Here is a 17,583-nt window from a genome sequence, read left to right as displayed (position 1 = left end):
CGAACTCTATAACCGCACTACTTGGTTGTTTTGGGGGAATGAAAGGGCAGGGAGCTCTTTTTAGGCGAAGGGGACTGCATGGAGAAGGGTGAAAGAGAGTTTGAAAAGAAGAAAAGAAAATGGTACCTTTGCGGAAACATTACACTCCCCCGGGAATATAACAATAACTAAGGCAGATAACATACAGCGATGAAACAGGGTATACATCCAGAAAACTACCGTGAAGTGGTATTTAAGGATATGTCGAATGATGAGATCTTCATCACTCGCTCTACTGTGGAGACAAAAGAGACAATCGAGGTGGATGGGCAGACCTATCCGCTCATGAAGGTCGAAATCTCCAATACATCCCACCCATTCTATACCGGAAAGGCCAAGCTGGTCGACACCGCAGGACGTGTGGATAAGTTCATGAACCGCTACGGTAACCGTAACAAGAAGTAATCCCGGCTGAGAGGGAGCACTCCTCTCTCGGAGTAGACCTCTGTGAATCGGTACAGGGGTGAAAGATAGATTGCGTGGATAGCCACGTACCAAAAGAAAAGGCTACATCTCGGGTGGATATCCATACCGAGGTGTAGCCTGAACTATATCCACACTTTTCCTCCAATCACTACATGATGAATGATATCATAGTCGCTATAGCCACAGCCCCGGGCAGAGCCGCCCAAGGGGTACTCAAGGTCTCCGGTACAGGATCGATAGAGCTGGTAGGGAGGATCTTTCGGGCCGTGCGTACCCCTCTGGAGGAAATGGAGGGGTATCGGGCTACATATGGGTGGGTTTGCGATCCGACCATAGGGGAGCAGATTGATGATGCTATGGCCCTCGTCTATCGAGCCCCACACTCCTATACAGGCGAGGATACGGTGGAAATTTCTCTCCATGGCAATCCCCTGATTCTCTCGCTGGTGATGCAACTGCTTATCGACCAAGGTGCTCGGATAGCTGAGCCTGGTGAGTACACAAGACGTGCTTTTGCCGCAGGCAAGATGGATCTGAGTCAAGCTGAAGCGGTGGCAGACCTGGTGGCCTGTCAGAGCAGATCGGCGTTGCGGCTCTCTGTCACCCAGATGCGAGGGGGATTTAGAGACAGGATAGAAGCATTGCGCAGTGAGCTGATTGACTTTGCCTCCCTGATTGAGTTGGAGTTGGATTTTAGCGAGGAGGATGTCGAGTTTGTGTCACGTGATGAGCTAGCTCGGAGGTGTAGGGAGATACTCAAGGAAACAACCGACTTGGCTGACAGCTACCGTGTGAGTAGGGTCATCAAGGAGGGTATACCAATCGCTATCGTAGGGGAGACCAATGTGGGCAAATCAACGCTCCTCAACGCCCTGCTGGGCGAGGAAAAAGCGATCGTGTCCGACATTCACGGTACGACTCGAGACACGATAGAGGATACCCTATTCATACGAGGGCAGCAGTTTCGGATCATAGATACTGCCGGGATCCGGTCCACGGAGGACACCATCGAGAATATCGGAATCGAACGCTCCTATATGGCTGTGGCCAACGCCGAGCTAACCCTATGGGTGATTGATGCGACTGCGGAGCCAAATAGGCTCAAGGCTATGTATGCTGGTCTCTCCGAACATACCGATCCGCAGAGGATTGTCCCGATCATCAATAAGTGTGATCTGGCGGATCCGACCGGTATTCGTTGCGAGGTGGGAAACGATGCTTTGGCGATTTCAGCAAAAGATAGCTCATCGGTGGAGCGGGTGAAGGAGCTACTAAGCGATCGTTTCGGGGGGTACCAGGCTGAGGTGGGTGATGTGATGGTGACCAATCTCCGACAAGCCAATGCATTGCGCGAGGCGTCCGATTACCTAGAGGGTGTCCTCGAAAAGCTTGAGCAGGGCTTGTCGGGCGACCTTGTTGCGCAAGACCTGAGGGCGGCCACTGATACACTGTCTACGGTGATTGGACAAGTCACCACCGACAACCTGCTTCACAATATTTTCGACCACTTCTGCATCGGCAAGTAACTCCTTCTTACTTATTATCTATTCTTTCAATTATTTGATTCAAAGTCTTTTACAAAATAGCTGGTCACTTGCTAGCCACTTCGCGTATAGCAATCAATGTTTGAGTGAACTTGGGCAGAGCTGTAGCTTTGTCTTCCTTGTTGAAGGTTGCAGTGAGAGTGTAAGCTATATCAAGGATTTTAGCCTGTACTCGTATTGACGTAAGGGAAATTATGACGTCCAACTTGCAATCAAATGAAACATAGGACTTGATATATTCAACTATCTCGTTGATTAAAATAGTCTCTTGAGCCTTCTCAATGGCAATCCGCTCTTCTCTCAATTTTTTTTCCTCTTTTAATTTTTCCCTCCTCGCCTCCGCCTCCGCCTCTTCTTCTGCCTTCTTTTGCAGATAGGCTTCAGGTAATGCTATTTTCTCTTCATCGGTAAGTTGATTGTACCTCTCAACATCTTCTTCGGTTATTTCCTTTCCACAGTTATTACAGTGGAGGGAGGGTTCATAAGCTCCGCAATAAGGGCAGAAAGAACCTCCTTCTGTCATTTCTTCTCCACATTCAGTACAGGTGTTTGCTTCGTAATTAATTTCCATCCCACAATGTGGACAATATTCAATATCAAAATCAATCATAATAATATGGTCCTTGTTTGTTATTTGTGAAGTTACGATTTTTTCCTTCTTAATACTCCAAACATCTTTCTCAAATCACAATATCTTTCTCGCAATCCAAGCAAAGCCTCTGTGTCAGCCAATGCAGGATGATGGTATAACTTTTTGTTCTCTGTCATTGTCCATATTCATTTGTTTTTCAGCAAAAATACGACAATGGTATGCCAGATTAAGGCCGGGCTTTGAGGGTGAGTGAGTTTTTCTCTCTTTCTTTCAATTATGTCTATAAATGTGTCGTAAATGAGTGGATCGGTTTTGTTTGTATAGGATGATATGCCTGGAGGCAAGTGTTTAGAGTATATTGATTGTAAAATATGTACTTAAATAAATGCAGCCAAATCTAATCAATGCCCTAATTTGGCATAGGTGAGTATTACCTTTGTGGTGTAGATAAACGTGGGGTATTTGCCCGCATTTTGTGAGCCAAAATAAATGTGACAATTATGTCACAGATGATTGAAGTATTTAAGAGAAACCGATGAAAGTATTAGTAATGAGTGATACGCATGGAATGCATTGGCATATAGGGAAGCTCCCGGAGGCTGATTTGCTGATTCATGCGGGTGATTTCTCTATGATTGGAACTAAGGAGGAAGCCCTAGACTTCTTAGAGTGGTTTACTGCCGTACCTTACGAACACAAAGTATTTGTTTGCGGAAATCATGATGAAGCACTATTAAATGGGAAAGTAAAAGGTTTGCCTTCAAACTGTCATAATCTCAACTATTCAAGTGTAAATATTGAGGGGATACGTGTGTATGGGATTCCCTTTTTTGTGGAGAGACACGATAATAGTGAAACAATGCCTGAACTTGAAACTATCTGTGACACAGATATATTGATTTCCCACCAACCGCCTTTTGGAATTTTAGATTACTCGGAACGATATGGACATTACGGAAGTCAGACTCTATTAAATCTGGTAAAGAAGCTAAAACCGAAATTTCATATCTTCGGGCACATACACGAAGACTATGGCGTAAGAGAAGAGAACGGAACGACCTTCATTAATTGTGCTTTGATGGGGGAGAGATTTGAGGTTTTGCCCAAGTCCCCAATTCAATTCGAAGTTTGAAATATGGAAATGAAATTCTTTGACTGGAATAAACGTGATCCGCAATTCGAAGAAGTGGCTCATTTTGTAGTTGAGACACAGAATGTCAACATAGATACTATATAACAGAAGTTCTCCCTTGGTCGCAGAAGAGCAAACAAAATTATAATTGGCGCAAACTTATATCGTTGAGAAGGAGGATATATTTGGGATAGCACCTCGACAAATCTATTGTTGTTGTGACCGCAAGCTCGAAAAGAAAATTAACGCTTATACGACTTTGTCTCGTTTGCAGCCTTTAGAGGATAAGTGGCAACAAGATATCCAGACTAAAGTCGTAGATGAAGAAGCGGATCGAAAAGACTTCAATACTATTGATATCGATCAAGAGGCAGAGGAGTTCTTTAAGTTTTTGCGTCATGATATGAGCAAGGAGGACTGGGTAGCATACACAGGCGCTTTCAATGAGCTGAAGGAGGAGTGGATTATGCGAGAATATCCATGGGGTGGAGATGGTTCCTACACAGAAATACTTGAACTCATAAAATTTAAGATTGAACGAATGCTGGATTATTTAGAATTATTTGGACAATCTTCAAATGGACATATGGTCGTAAGCACTATGCGTACGACATGTCGGGTGATTGATATTGTACTCAATTATGGCAATGAGAACAAAGGCTGTGATGTATTTCCGCACCGAGTAAATATGCGAAACGCCCATAGATTTCCTAAATGTATTTATAACCATAGAACAACCAAAACTAATCAGAAATATCCGAGTGTAAATCTTTAATTACCAGCATATTCTAAAATTTAACACTTTTCGGTTGCCATTTGTCGCTTCCCAAATTTCCACATATTTTTGAGACGTATTTCTGACGTGGAGAATTTGCGGGGCTTGTTTTTTGTCACACCGTGCAGACAGTTGACAAGGGTTTACAACCGTTTACGACAAGCGACAATAACCGCCCCGATATGCGGAAACAGTCACACTGTGTAGAAAAGCGACAATGGTTGACTTCCGTTCACATCCGTTTACCATTTCAGAGATATAGGATTGAAGAAATGAACCATTAAACGATAAAACGGTATGAAAGCAACCAGAAAATGCAGTTTTTGCGGCAAGTCCTTTGTAACCCGAAGCGGTATGCAAAGATATTGCAGTGAGGCTTGTCAGGCAGAAGCCAAACGAGCCAGAGTGATGCAGAAGAACAACCTCTTCAAAGTCGCCCAACCCTTGATGGAGATACAGCATCAGGAGTATCTCACCTTTTCCAAAGCAGCCATCCTCATGGGCTGTTCCCGACAGTACATTTACAAACTTGTAGCCATCGGCAAGCTGAAAGCCTCACGCATCAGCAACCGCATGGCATTCATCCGCAGAGCCGACATCGAGCAGATGTTGGAGGGCAATCCCTATCACCGCATCCTGCCCGGCAACACCTCCACACCAAGGAAATCATCTTCATCTTCCTTACCTGCCAAAAGAGAAAAAAGGGAAAAGGAAAGCGAAGAAGTGTTGGACTTCTATTCGGGCGAGGAGGTGATGTCCCTTTTTAAGGTAAAGCAGTCATGGCTTTACACTTCCGCCAAGCGTAACCATATCCCCATCTGCCGTATCGCAGGAAAGAACTATTACAGCAAGAAGCATATTGACGAGTTTTTCGGTGTGGCAGTTGATATTAGCGAAATTACCGACTGGCTACTGACCGAGGAGGTGGAGGAACTGTTCGGCATGAAGCCGACCGCACTCCGTGCCTACACCTATCGCCATAAGATACCCACTAAAAGAGAGTACGGGCGTACCTATTACTCCAAATCACATTTGAACGAACTCCGCAGAACTGACCTTGTGAACGATGAACGCTACTATACCGTTGAGCAGGTGCAGCAAATCTATGGTCTTTCGTCAGCCAACATCTGCCATATCGTCAAGGTGAAGCACATCGAAAAGATAAAGGTGGGTGTGAAAAACCTGCTTTTGCGCTCAGATGTGGAGCGTGTCATGGCTGAAAGGAACAAATAACCGTGAAAAATCGGGATTATCGAAAATTATTTCAAAATGATGTATCGTGGAGGTATTCACGGATATTTCACGTTGTTCCTTTGCCATCGGAAACATGGATACAACTCCAAAATGTATACAACCAATTAAAACATAATTATTATGAGTAAATGCAAAACAGTTACCTTGCGTAAGCGCAAGATTAAGAACGGGACACAGTATTCACTATGCCTTGACTACTATCCCGGCTACCGTGACAATGTCACCATGAGAGTGATTACACGTGAAGCCTTAGGAATTTACATCTTCGCCAAACCTGCAAACCAGCAGGAACGGGACTTCAACGCACGCATGATGAAGAAAGCGGTCATCCTGCGCAACCAGCGCTACGAAGCCATTTTCAATGAAAACAACGGCTTTTTTGACAAGACCAAGATGAAGGGCGATTTCCTTGCCTATTTCAAAGGACTGGCTGACCGCAAGAATATCAAGTGGCAGCACGTATACAAGCATTTCCAGCGGTTCGTGAACGGCAAATGCACCTTTGAGGAGGTGGATGTGGATTTGTGCCGCAAGTTCATGGAATACCTGCTTGATGCACCCCAATCCATCCACACCAACCAAAAGCTGCACATCAACTCCGCAGCAGGCTATTGGTCAACTTTCCGTGCCGTGCTGCACACCGCTTACCGTGACAGGAAGATAAAGGAGAACCCAAACGGCTTCTTAGACCGCATCGAGTGCATTCCCACCATCAGGGAGCATTTGAGCCAAGAGGAACTGATACGGCTTGCCGAAACACCCTGTGAGGAGGAGGTCTTGAAAAAAGCTTTTCTTTTCGCCTGTCTTACGGGACTGAGAAAGAGCGACATCAGACAGCTCACGTGGCAGCAGATACAACCATACACCAACGGCAGGATGTTCGTTACCACCCGTATGCAGAAAACCAAAGAAATAGTGCATAACCCCATCAGTGATGAAGCCTATGGACTGCTGGGAGAACGGGGCGAGGGACTTATCTTTGAGGATTTCAAGGACAAGATGCTGCAAGGACCACTCCAACGGTGGCTCACGGCAGCAGGGATAACCAAGAAAATCACCTTTCACTGTACCCGCCACAGCTTCGGAAGCCTGCACGTGGAAATGGGAACGGACATGGCTGTCATCCAAGCCTATCTCGGACATAAGAACATTACCACCACACAAATCTATTCCAAGATAGCAGCGCAGCAGATGTGTCAGGTGGTGGACAAGATAACCTTGAAGCGCAAGGAGGCATAAATGTCTCACATTGACAGGTATTCAGAGGGGCGGTTATGGCTACAAGGCTATAATCGCCCCTCTATGTTTTTGGCTTGATGCCACCATTTATAAGCCCCTCAGAGTATGAAACAGAGTATGATATGATGACATTTCGTGAAATACATTGAAAAAGACCGTTCTAACCGCAAATAACGGGCAGTAATTGGGAAAAATAGCATTAACTTTGCACAAAATAATACAGGAACATTCAATCTCTCAACGAAATATGGAATCATCAATCAAGGACAAATACATCATCTTGGGCTTTGTCGGCTTCGCCATCGTCCTAATATCTTCCATTGCCACGCTGGTAATAGCGGACAGCTTCAACCAAGACAACTTTGTCAGGTGGATAGTATTCGTATGCTGTAACCTGTTGGGATGGTTGCTCTATCTCTCCTTTCAGACACTTATCTTTGATACATACGAAATCTACAAAATCAAGTTCGGCAAGAAAGAAACGATTGCCGAAGCCATAGAGGTGCAGGAAGAACTGTCACAAAATACACTTGAAGAAGCCACATCTGTGCCTGGACCTACATCAGTCCCTGAGCCTGTACCCGAATCATCCCCGACAAAAGAAGAGACACTTATCCAAACACAACCGATAGAGCTTACTATCGCCCCGGATCTTCACGAAAAGAACCGTGCCAATTACGCAAGCAGAGAGCAACGGGAAAAGGAAGAGCGCATCCGCATGGTCATGGAGTATTGCCATTATTACCTGCCTCGCATTGCCGACCAAGAAACCGTGAACCACATCTGTACTGAGGTGGACAAATGGATGAATCTTAACACTTATACCCCGAAGCCCATACAAAGACCGTTTACCAAAGACATCAACAACATTCCACTCCGTCACTTCGTATGGAATATCTCTGAGCGTTTCCTGTACAAGAGATACTACAATGGGGATAACCGTGCCAAGTTCATCAAAGCCCTTTTCCCGAAATCGTTTGCTGATACAGACTTATCAACCATCAAGAATTTCAAGGTAGAGCCGTTAAAGACGGAAATTCCCATTGATGAACCCGAAAACGGCAAACTTGATTTCCACTATCCCGAGGATTATGTGCGGAATTAGGATAATCACGACACCAACGACAACCATCCGGTAACTCATAACCGCCTGTTTTACATCGTTTCCCGAGTAATTTTACCCGTCATTTATGGCTGGGCTTAATTATTCGGGAATTATTTTGCAATGACGTGTCGTGGAGATATTCACGGATATATCATTTCAGTCCTTTGCGCCAAGTCTTACAAAAGAGACGAGTACGCGAATGGAAAAATCAATTCTTACCTTCAACGACCTCCCCGAGGTTGTCGCTCAGCTTCGAGACGAAGTGATGAGCCTGAAAAGCCTGCTCGCCGAGCAGCGCAGTGTGAACAATGCCAAAACGGTGGACACCCACGTGCCCATGTCTGTGGACGAGGCAGCAGAGTATTTAGGTATCCCTAAGGGTACGCTCTACATGAAACTGTCAGAAGGGACAATCCCTGCCACCAAGCCCGGCAAACGCTATTGCCTTTACCGTGACGAACTGGACAAGTGGCTGGAAACCGCCCGAAAGAATCCCATACCGTTGTCAGACGAGGAACTGAACAAGTCCTTATCCTCTTCCCACCGTCGCAAGCCCAACCCACGTAACTGGTGAATGATATGGAAGAGGATAAGAACTATATCAACCTGATACGTGGCGACCTCACAAAAGCATCCCAAGCGCATAACGGTATGCCCGACAGTGTAGGCATGATGAATATCAAGACGGCAAACCAAACCATTCTTGAAGCATCGTTATTGCCTACGCCCCGTGCGCTGTGGGACAGCTTTTGGTACGAGGGGGAACTCTCCTGCTTGTTTGCCGATTCCAACGTGGGCAAGTCCATCCTTGCCGTGCAGATAGCCGACCGCATCGCCCGAACCGACAATGTGCTGTATCTGGACTTTGAACTGTCCGAAAAGCAGTTCCAGCTCCGCTATACCAACGAGCATGGAGAGCTCTACACCTTTCCCGACAAACTCTATCGGGTGTCTATTGACTGCAACCAGCTTTTGGATGCCAACTTTGAGGAAGCTATCATAGGCGGCATTGAACAGATGGCTGTGCAGACCGACTGCAAGATTTTCATCATTGACAATCTTACCTACCTGTGTTGCGCCATGGAGAAAGGCGATGCCGCAGGACGGCTGATGATTCAGCTGAACAATCTCAAAAAGAGATATGCGCTCTCTATCCTTGTCCTAGCACATACGCCCAAACGCTCTTTGGATTGTCCCATCACATCCAACGACCTTGCCGGAAGCAAACGGCTCTACAATTTCTTTGACAGCGTGTTCACCATTGGAAAAAGTGCCCAAGACGGAGGGCTTCGCTATGTGAAGCAGCTTAAAGTGCGCTATGGCACGTTCTCTCATGATGCGGATAATGTAATCGTTTACGAGATTGACAAGGTGGATGCTTTCTTGCAGTTCGTGTTCAGGGGCTATTCCACGGAAAAGGAACACTTGAAAAAATTGGGCGACAATGAATCAAGCCAAAGGGATTGCCAAATTCTGCAACTCTCCCAATCGGGCAAGTCCGTCAGGGAGATAGCCTCACAGGTGAATTGTGGCAAGTCCACCGTAAACCGTATCATCCAGCGCAGCAAAGAGAGTAAAAACGCAGGTGTCCCAAGTGTCCCACTGTCCCAACCCTTAGAGTGTGGGACAATGGGACAGGATGGGACAGCCGACAATCAACCATCAAAAACGGACTAAGCTATGGGCAATTATTCATTACAGAAGTATAAAGGAACGGCAACACGGCATACCTGCCCCAAATGCGGAGACAGGCATTCTTTCGTCTATTACGTGGACGAAAATAATGTGCCGTTGCATCCATCGGTCGGCAGATGTAACCACGAAAGCGGTTGTGGGTATCACTACACTCCGAAAGAGTATTTTCAAGAGCATCCTGAACACAGAACTACCAATGATTTCTCTTTTGACAGGCAAAGAGCAGAGCAGAAGAAAGTGAAGCAGCAAAGTAAGCCGACAGCCATCGGCTATATTCCCCCTCACTATGTGGAGAAGTCGCAAAGCGAGCGTAGCAATTTCTTCCGTTTCCTCTTCACACTCCTTACTTCCTACTATGGCGACAAGGCGAAAGAGGTGTTGAAGCGGTTGTTGGAGGAATACCGTTTGGGGGCTACCCATGACGGCTCTGTTATCTTTTGGCAGATAGACAGGACGGGCAAGGTACGCACGGGAAAGGTGATGCAGTACAATCCCGAAGACGGACACCGTATCAAGGGAGGACAGACATCGGCAGTGAACTGGATACACAGCATATTGAAAAAGCAGCGTGTGTTGGCAGAGGATTGGCAACTATCCCAATGCCTTTTCGGGGAACACTTGTTGAAAACGCATCCCGACAAGGTGGTGGTCTTGGTGGAATCCGAGAAGAGTGCCGTTATCGGTTCTGCTATCTTCCCCGATTATGTATGGCTGGCTACGGGTGGTAAGAGTCAGATGAGAGAAGAGAAACTCCGTGTACTGTCAGGGCGAACCGTGCTTCTCTTTCCCGATGCCGATGCTTATGCCGAGTGGAAACAGCGAGCCGAGAGCATGTACTTTTGTAAGGTGGTGGTTTCGGACATCATCGAAAGGAATGCCACCCCGAAACAAAAAGAAGCCCATATCGACATAGCCGATTGGATTATCTTTCAGATACGGGAGGGCAAGGTGATGAGTACAGCCAACCACTTGGTCGAGGCTGAGAGAATCCTCCAGCGGATGATAGAGAAGAATCCCGTCCTGCAAAAACTGATAGACGATTTAGACCTTGTGCTGGTCGGTGCATCTCCAATCGGCAACGATGATGAAAAACCTCCCTGACGGAGGAGAGCGGAAGCCGTAGGCTGGAGTTTGCAGACAATGGCTTGCCATTGATATAGCCCACTATAACTACACGCTCCGCTTACGTAGTTGTGGGCTCTCCCGAGGGGATTAGGGTTTTACCCTAATGACCCACTCAGGGCGTTTCTCCCCTGAGAACCCAGAGCAAAGAGTGACCCTCTCTTTGCAATCTCCGCTTATGGGTTGCACCCCTAAGAACCCCATGCGTTTACGGACAGCGGAAAAGCAAACAATAAAGTACAAACCAAAAAACAAGTATCTATGGCAACAAAATCAAGCATACATATCAAGCCCTGCAACATCGCATCGAGCGAGGCTCACAACAGGAGGACTGCCGAATACATGCGCCACATCGGAGAGTCCAGAATCTATGTCGTTCCTGAACTATCCACCGATAACGAACAGTGGATAAATCCCGACTTCGGCAGTCCGGATTTGCGGATGCATTATGACAATATCAGACAGATGGTAAAGGAAAAGACCGGACGTGCCATGCAGGAAAAGGAGCGTGAACGCAAAGGCAAGAACGGTAAAATAGTCAAGATTGCGGGATGCTCCCCCATACGTGAAGGAGTGCTGCTTGTCAGGTCGGACACCACACTGGCAGACGTGCGTAAATTCGGTGAGGAGTGTCAAAGACGCTGGGGAATCACACCGCTGCAAATCTTCCTGCACAAGGATGAAGGGCATTGGCTGAACGGTCAGCCGGAAGCGGAAGACAGGGAAAGCTTCAAAGTCGGGGACAGATGGTTCAAGCCGAACTATCATGCCCATATCGTTTTCGACTGGATGAACCACGAAACAGGAAAGAGCCGAAAGCTCAATGACGATGACATGATGCAGATGCAGACCCTTGCATCCGACATCCTGCTGATGGAACGCGGGCAGTCAAAGGCTGTCACTGGTAAGGAGCATCTGGAACGGAACGACTTTATCATTGAGAAGCAGAAAGCTGAACTGCAACGCATGGATGCAGCCAAACGGCACAAAGAAGAACAGATAAATCTTGCCGAGCAGGAACTGAAACAGGTGAAATCAGAAATACGCACTGACAAGTTAAAGAAGACAGCCACCACGGCAGCGACAGCCATAACTAGTGGAGTTGCTTCTCTTTTCGGGAGTGGAAAACTGAAAGAACTGGAACGTGCCAACGAAAAACTGCAAGACGAGGTTTCAAAACGGAACACCAATATTGAAAAATTGCAGAGCCAAGTACAGCAGATGCAGAAACAGCATGATACGCAAATCCACAATCTCAGAGAAATGCACAGGCAGGAACTTGACATGAAAGAAAAAGAACTGTCACGGCTCGCCAGAATCATAGACAAGGCTTTCAGGTGGTTTCCGATGTTCAGGGAAATGCTGCGCATGGAAAAGTTTTGTGCCATGCTGGGATTCTCTAAAGAAATGACTGAAAGTCTTATAGTCAAAAAAGAAGCCCTGAAATGTAGCGGTAAAATCTATTCCGAGCAACACAGGCGGAACTTTGATATAAAGGATGATATTTTAAGGGTGGAAAATGACCCTGACGATGAAAGCAGGCTGAACCTGACAATAAACAGGAAGCCGATTGCCGACTGGTTCAGGGAGCAATGGCACAGGCTTAGATATGGAGCAAGAGTGCCGCAACAGGAAGAAAGAAAAAGTAGAGGATTCAAATTATAATAGAAGCAATTTGATTAGTAATCTAAAAGCACTCCGATAACGATTAGAGTGCTTTTAGATTGTTTATCATTAATTATCAAAGCAAGTGCAGTTTAAGATTTTACTGAAGTTTGCATTAATAAAGAATATACTACAGCTGATATATGCGCAACATATTGTGACGCTTGTGATTCATTTCCCTTGAAATCCTTAACAAATACCGCTAAGGTATAACTGATATTATTAGGCAGACATATATAGGCAACATCATTGTGAGCTGCAAGAACACCATTTTCATTAACATAACCTGAACCTGTCTTATGCGCTATAACAACCCCTTCTTTATCAAGAAGTGGAGCTGCTATCCTATCTACACCTGTTTTGCATTCTTTTAACGTATTCTTAATGAAACTTTGTTTCTCATCATCGATAAGACCTTCAGTAAACAAACGATTCATCAACATTGCAGCACCAAGAGGAGATGTATAGTTAGAGTAAGCCTTGTTATGGTCAGCCGACATTTCCTCTTCCGTATAAGCTATCTGAAAACTTGAACGAGGAATGAGTGTGGCTATAAAACTATCTGTTTGAGCGACATTAACCATATCCTTAAACATAAGGTTGCTTGCATTGTTGTCACTCTGAGTAAGAGTATAACGCAGCAAATCTCTCACTGTCAATGATATGACTGGCCCTGAATAATCTTTCAGCATAGGACTCCAAGTCTTTGGGTCAAGTTTATCCCTATTTATATTTACTAAGGTATCAAGTGAAATTCCTTTATTGTCAAAGTCATTACAAAGAGCTAATGCCTGATGAACCTTAAACACACTCATCATAGGATAAACACTCTTATTATTGACCTTAACCGTATCTCTGTTATTAACAATAACCGCCACACCAATTTCGCCAGGACAAGCTGAGACAATTTGAGAAATGCTATCAGTCAAAACATTTGTTAAAGGAGGATTTGCGCTATCTTTTGTCGCTGATTTATGGAACAATGAAAATACCAAGATGAAAATGCAAACTAAAGCTATACTCAAAACTACGATTTGTTTTTTTCTGTTTTTTTCCATGTTTATATTATTTATATTTGTTTGACGAGAATATCTTTATTTGCCGACAAAGGTACATAACTTTACGGAAAAATATGTTTCTAAAATATATAAATAGACAGCTGTGGGGAAAATGTGGGGAAAAATTAGATAATTAAAAAGGCTAAATGACTGGAAATAATCACTTAGCCTTTTAATCCGTACCCAGACCCGTACTTCGTAATTGCTGCGCCCATCATTCAAGACTGTCAAATCGGGTCTTTCCTGTCAAGCCAATGATGCCTATGCGTATGCCAAACACATGGATTACGGATTTCTCGTTCCGTGAACAAACACTTTATCCGCAACTCTGCTATGTGGTGTATTGGCTTAACTCCATTTCTATGGGCAACACTTTTGTTGCAGATTTCAAGCAGCTTTTATCGAAATACCCATCAGTAAGAACTCGTTTATTAGGCTTTCCTCATAATTGGGAACAAGAGCCTTTGTGGAGATAAAATAATTGCCCTGTTTCTTAAAAAGCACTGGGGCAAACCAGCTCCGTCTTTAATTGTTTCCAATAAATGGATTGTTTCAAGCCCCTATAGAAAGAGAACAAAAATTCCTGTGTGAAAATTAATCTACGACAAGGAGCAAGCAAGGAGCAATATCAAACAAAAATCAATACCTTTGCAGTACATATGAGATAGACCAAAACAAAAGTGGAATATCGGAAACGAATAGCAAGGAAAAGAGAAGAAACGACCCAAGTTGATGTCCTTTTTGAGTTAATAATCAATAAAAGCGTTAAATCTTCACCTTTTAGAATGTGCAATTAAAAATAACAACCATATTTCTGACTTATTATCTATAAAATATTGAGTAATAATCGGTTGTAAATACTGATTATTACAGGAAATCGGAGATCCTTATGATCACGGAGAGAAGCAAAAAGTACGATATAATAAAGCTTACTGCCTGCTTTTAGGTTTTTAGGGAGGCATTTGATATATTGGTGGAGTTAAAAGTAAGTGTAGGCTTGAAAGTGCACTTAATCATCCACATATTTCAAAATAAAAAAGAGTAGCTATCGTCAACGATAAGTCTTATGCGACATAACAATTACAAACAAAATATGCTTGCTGCCATTACAGATAAAGGACACGAACATCTTAGGCAGTTGTCATTCACTAAAGCTAAGGAGCTATACGGAGAACAACTTCCCAACGATGTTTCTGATAGAATAAATTTTGAGTTGCAAATCATTGAAGAACGTGAGGTCTCGGATTTTTTCCTTTTCTTGCATGAGGTAGTCACCGTAGCACAGGCTCATCTCGGTGTATGGGTGGGCCCTGGTCGTGGTACTGCAGCCAGTAGTTTAATAAACTATTGCTTGGGTATAACTAAAGTAGACCCATTGAAGTATGATTTGTTATTTGAACAATTCATTAGACCACTAGATGCACTAACCCCATATGTTGCGTTGGATATTGACTTGGAAGGCAAGGAATCTGTCATGGATTGGTTGCGACAAAAATATGGTGATCCGTGCGATTTTCTTAATGGGGAGTTTGAGCTCTATGGATTGGAGGCATTGTCAATAATGAGGGATACCATAGAGGTAATCAAAGCAAGTAAAAGGGTAAGCATAGATGTAGAGAAAATTCCAATAGATGATACTAAGACATTCGAGTTGTTCCAAAAAGGGAGAACGGAAGAAATATTTCAGTTCGAAACGAAAGAGATGCGGGAGCTTCTCATTGAGTTTCATCCCACATGCCTTGAGGAATTAGCAGCATTGAATAGTTTATTTCAAGCGTATAGGACAGCTGACATCAGAATGCTTATTAAACGAAAAAACAAGAAGCAACCAATACGGTACCCTCTTCCAGAGGTTGGAAAAATTCTGGACAAAACATACGGAGTAATCGTATACCAAGAGCAAATAATGCGGATAGCACGCTTAATCTCAAACTTCACAAGGGACGAGAGTGATCTGCTAAGGAGGGTTGTATGTAAAAAACGAATAGCTTTAATTCCTACGTTAAAGGCTCAATTTATGGAAGGTGGTCTTGAAAATGGACACCCAAGGCATAACCTAAAAAAGACTTGGGACGCAATTGAGAGAAATGCTGTCTTCGCTTTCATGAAAGCACATGCCGTTTGCTACACTTGGATCGCCTACCAAATGGCTTATTTGAAAGCAAACTATCCTGAGGAGTTTAAGGAAGTCATTGAAAAGTATTCTTTAGAATGACCTATTCGGTCCTGTCAATCTGCATAAAGCTCTTTAGAAAACAAAGAAATTACTATTGAAGTAGTGGTGTATAGGTCAAAGTGGCCTGGAGGTGTTTCTAGTTATAAAAATCATATTTACTCCAGTCAAGGTCATCATAATCACCAGAGTATGTAGTATAAGAACTCTCTAAAATTAACTCCACACTAAAGTCTCTAACCCAAAGCAGGTCAAAGATAGAGAAATGCATATGCTCCCATAGGTTGTGAAACGCATAAATAAGATGAAGGTCCTTCGTGTACTCCTCGTCCAATCCTTCATTCCAATTGTCAATTTCCTCACCGAGATATAGTACTTGATTACAAGAATCGTATTCTAACCCATCAACCGATGGTTGTACACTAAAGCAGTGGGTTACACCATCATCATACAGAGGCTCAAAAGTGGCAAGGCAACCATTAAGTATATTCCACATCTTTTTGGCACGAATAGTCTGAACAGGATGTATACTTGAGTAGTTATACCCCAAGAAACACTTCCCTATCGCCTCTGTATCAGAGAAAGGACTGCGATATACTGCTTTCTCTCCGAGTGCAATCGTTTGCTTCCACATCTCTTCCAACTGAGCCTTTAAGGCACTATTAAATTCCACCAATAGTTGCCTACTCGCTTCATTTAGTTGGAAATCCTCCTCCAGCAAATATTTACGGAGGTTGAGCAGTTGCTTTATTGCAAATACCTTCCTAGCACGCCTATCCTTTCTTCTTTCATACTCCTGATAAAGACTAAGGATATCACACTCAACCTTCTTGATACAAGATTGATTGAATAAGCTCCTTACCTCATCTTCAAAAGCGATTCTATCTACCATTGAGAGACTATTTATAATTGTTACACTTAAACGACCACTGCAAATATAAAGAGGAGCTATGCCATTTATGGACATAGCTCCTTTCTTTTGTAGTATAGATTAATTAATAGGTATTGGAAATTAAGTGGATTCTAATTGCAAAGTGTTAAAATGAGAATTAAAGATCTATCAGTTCAATGCCTTTAATATCGTCTCTGTTTATCACGGCAATCCTTTAAAAAAACTATCACTTCCGATAATGTAGTTAATCCAATCAGAGCTCACGCATTTGAAGTTTAGAGGTAGTCGACTGGTGATGATATCGGTGGGGTCTTTGGTGGCATTAATCTTTTACAGAGCCGCTAGGGTTCTTTTCTTCTTTTTCTTCAACCGCTCGAGAAGGAAGAGTGCTATTTTGCGAATGATATTAACGTTCTTGGCGCCGTTTCCCTTGTGTCTGAGGAACTTGTCTTCTCCCATGACCATGTCGAGGCAGTGATGCAGATTGTTTTCTATCCGCCCAATGACTCCGGATCAGACGGAATACTTTGTGGGATCTTGCAGAGAAGAGGTGAAGTAGGAGGCTTCGACACTCTTTGAGCCCTCTTTTCTGCTGTATCTTCGCTTTGTCATCTTGTGAATAGGGCGCAATCCTTCCCAGTGGTCCAAATCCTTGTACAGCTCTATCTGTTTGAATCTCGGAGGATCAACAATGGACTCCATCACTTGACTTTCTATGCGACCATGCCCGGTGTCCGTTTCTTCGGTCTTGATGATCTCATCTTTGAAAAGGGCTTAAAGTGCTTTGCTATTTCAAAGTGGTTGCCCGGCCTATTCCCCTTGAACAAATAATCTACAGGATATGTAAGTTTTCTTTGTTCTTCTTCCATTAG

16 protein-coding genes are annotated in these 17,583 nt (G+C 44.0%); 12 read left to right on the top strand and 4 right to left on the bottom strand.

Annotation, left to right across the window (positions count from 1 at the left end; all coding sequences use genetic code 11):
• The first annotated feature begins 189 nt into the window (after window positions 1-189).
• Both AC1EK1_RS02625 and mnmE read left to right on the top strand, forming a co-directional pair.
• Window positions 190-444, top strand: coding sequence for a type B 50S ribosomal protein L31 (locus AC1EK1_RS02625; protein WP_480305537.1), 255 nt, complete (start codon window positions 190-192; stop codon window positions 442-444).
• Between the two features lie 173 nt (window positions 445-617).
• Window positions 618-1,991 carry a tRNA uridine-5-carboxymethylaminomethyl(34) synthesis GTPase MnmE gene (mnmE, locus tag AC1EK1_RS02620; RefSeq protein ID WP_480309147.1) on the top strand — a complete coding sequence of 458 codons (1,374 nt, stop codon included), beginning with the start codon at window positions 618-620 and terminating at the stop codon, window positions 1,989-1,991.
• Between the two features lie 64 nt (window positions 1,992-2,055).
• Here mnmE and AC1EK1_RS02615 read toward each other — a convergent pair whose 3' ends face one another.
• Window positions 2,056-2,619, bottom strand: coding sequence for a double zinc ribbon domain-containing protein (locus tag AC1EK1_RS02615; RefSeq protein WP_480305533.1), 564 nt, complete (start codon window positions 2,617-2,619; stop codon window positions 2,056-2,058).
• 517 nt (window positions 2,620-3,136) lie between these two features.
• Here AC1EK1_RS02615 and AC1EK1_RS02610 point away from each other — a divergent pair.
• The 9 genes from AC1EK1_RS02610 to AC1EK1_RS02570 all read left to right on the top strand — a co-directional run bounded on the left by AC1EK1_RS02610 (window position 3,137) and on the right by AC1EK1_RS02570 (window position 12,588).
• The gene (locus AC1EK1_RS02610) at window positions 3,137-3,733 is read left to right on the top strand and encodes a metallophosphoesterase family protein (protein ID WP_480305531.1); all 597 of its coding nucleotides are present in this window, start codon (window positions 3,137-3,139) and stop codon (window positions 3,731-3,733) included.
• Window positions 3,734-3,881: 148 nt separating this feature from the next.
• The gene (locus AC1EK1_RS02605) at window positions 3,882-4,508 is read left to right on the top strand and encodes a hypothetical protein (RefSeq protein WP_480305530.1); all 627 of its coding nucleotides are present in this window, start codon (window positions 3,882-3,884) and stop codon (window positions 4,506-4,508) included.
• A gap of 297 nt (window positions 4,509-4,805) precedes the next feature.
• The gene (gene tnpA / locus AC1EK1_RS02600) at window positions 4,806-5,741 is read left to right on the top strand and encodes a transposon Tn4555 protein TnpA (protein ID WP_004292844.1); all 936 of its coding nucleotides are present in this window, start codon (window positions 4,806-4,808) and stop codon (window positions 5,739-5,741) included.
• A gap of 141 nt (window positions 5,742-5,882) precedes the next feature.
• The gene (locus AC1EK1_RS02595; protein WP_004338318.1) at window positions 5,883-7,001 is read left to right on the top strand and encodes a tyrosine-type recombinase/integrase; all 1,119 of its coding nucleotides are present in this window, start codon (window positions 5,883-5,885) and stop codon (window positions 6,999-7,001) included.
• A gap of 247 nt (window positions 7,002-7,248) precedes the next feature.
• A complete protein-coding gene (tnpC, locus tag AC1EK1_RS02590) occupies window positions 7,249-8,106 on the top strand; it encodes a transposon Tn4555 protein TnpC (protein ID WP_004339687.1) in 858 nt (285 codons plus the stop codon).
• Window positions 8,107-8,305: 199 nt separating this feature from the next.
• Window positions 8,306-8,680, top strand: a complete 375-nt coding sequence (locus AC1EK1_RS02585; RefSeq protein ID WP_004338328.1) for an excisionase family DNA-binding protein — start codon at window positions 8,306-8,308, stop codon at window positions 8,678-8,680.
• Window positions 8,681-8,685: 5 nt separating this feature from the next.
• A complete protein-coding gene (locus AC1EK1_RS02580; RefSeq protein WP_004348225.1) occupies window positions 8,686-9,783 on the top strand; it encodes an AAA family ATPase in 1,098 nt (365 codons plus the stop codon).
• A gap of 3 nt (window positions 9,784-9,786) precedes the next feature.
• Window positions 9,787-10,902: a DUF6371 domain-containing protein gene (locus AC1EK1_RS02575; RefSeq protein WP_480305528.1), complete on the top strand. Its 1,116-nt coding sequence runs from the start codon at window positions 9,787-9,789 to the stop codon at window positions 10,900-10,902.
• A 282-nt stretch (window positions 10,903-11,184) separates the two neighbouring features.
• The gene (locus AC1EK1_RS02570) at window positions 11,185-12,588 is read left to right on the top strand and encodes a hypothetical protein (protein WP_004292734.1); all 1,404 of its coding nucleotides are present in this window, start codon (window positions 11,185-11,187) and stop codon (window positions 12,586-12,588) included.
• Between the two features lie 92 nt (window positions 12,589-12,680).
• Here the strand turns inward: AC1EK1_RS02570 and AC1EK1_RS02565 are convergent, their stop codons facing one another.
• Window positions 12,681-13,646 (bottom strand): CfxA family broad-spectrum class A beta-lactamase, encoded by a 966-nt coding sequence (locus tag AC1EK1_RS02565; RefSeq protein ID WP_004339683.1) that lies wholly within the window; start codon window positions 13,644-13,646, stop codon window positions 12,681-12,683.
• A gap of 1,093 nt (window positions 13,647-14,739) precedes the next feature.
• Here AC1EK1_RS02565 and AC1EK1_RS02560 point away from each other — a divergent pair.
• Window positions 14,740-15,861, top strand: coding sequence for a hypothetical protein (locus AC1EK1_RS02560; protein WP_480305526.1), 1,122 nt, complete (start codon window positions 14,740-14,742; stop codon window positions 15,859-15,861).
• 97 nt (window positions 15,862-15,958) lie between these two features.
• On the opposite strand, the gene AC1EK1_RS02555 is transcribed toward AC1EK1_RS02560, so the two are convergent.
• Together AC1EK1_RS02555 and AC1EK1_RS02550 are read right to left on the bottom strand one after the other, a co-directional pair.
• Entirely contained in the window at window positions 15,959-16,786 is an 828-nt protein-coding gene (locus AC1EK1_RS02555) for a hypothetical protein (RefSeq protein ID WP_480305525.1), read from the bottom strand.
• 638 nt (window positions 16,787-17,424) lie between these two features.
• Window positions 17,425-17,580 (bottom strand): hypothetical protein, encoded by a 156-nt coding sequence (locus AC1EK1_RS02550; protein ID WP_480305523.1) that lies wholly within the window; start codon window positions 17,578-17,580, stop codon window positions 17,425-17,427.
• Window positions 17,581-17,583 lie beyond the last annotated feature (3 nt).

The organism is Porphyromonas sp. C0026D3 (assembly GCF_056590775.1).
This window is presented reverse-complemented; position numbering and strand designations above follow the sequence as displayed.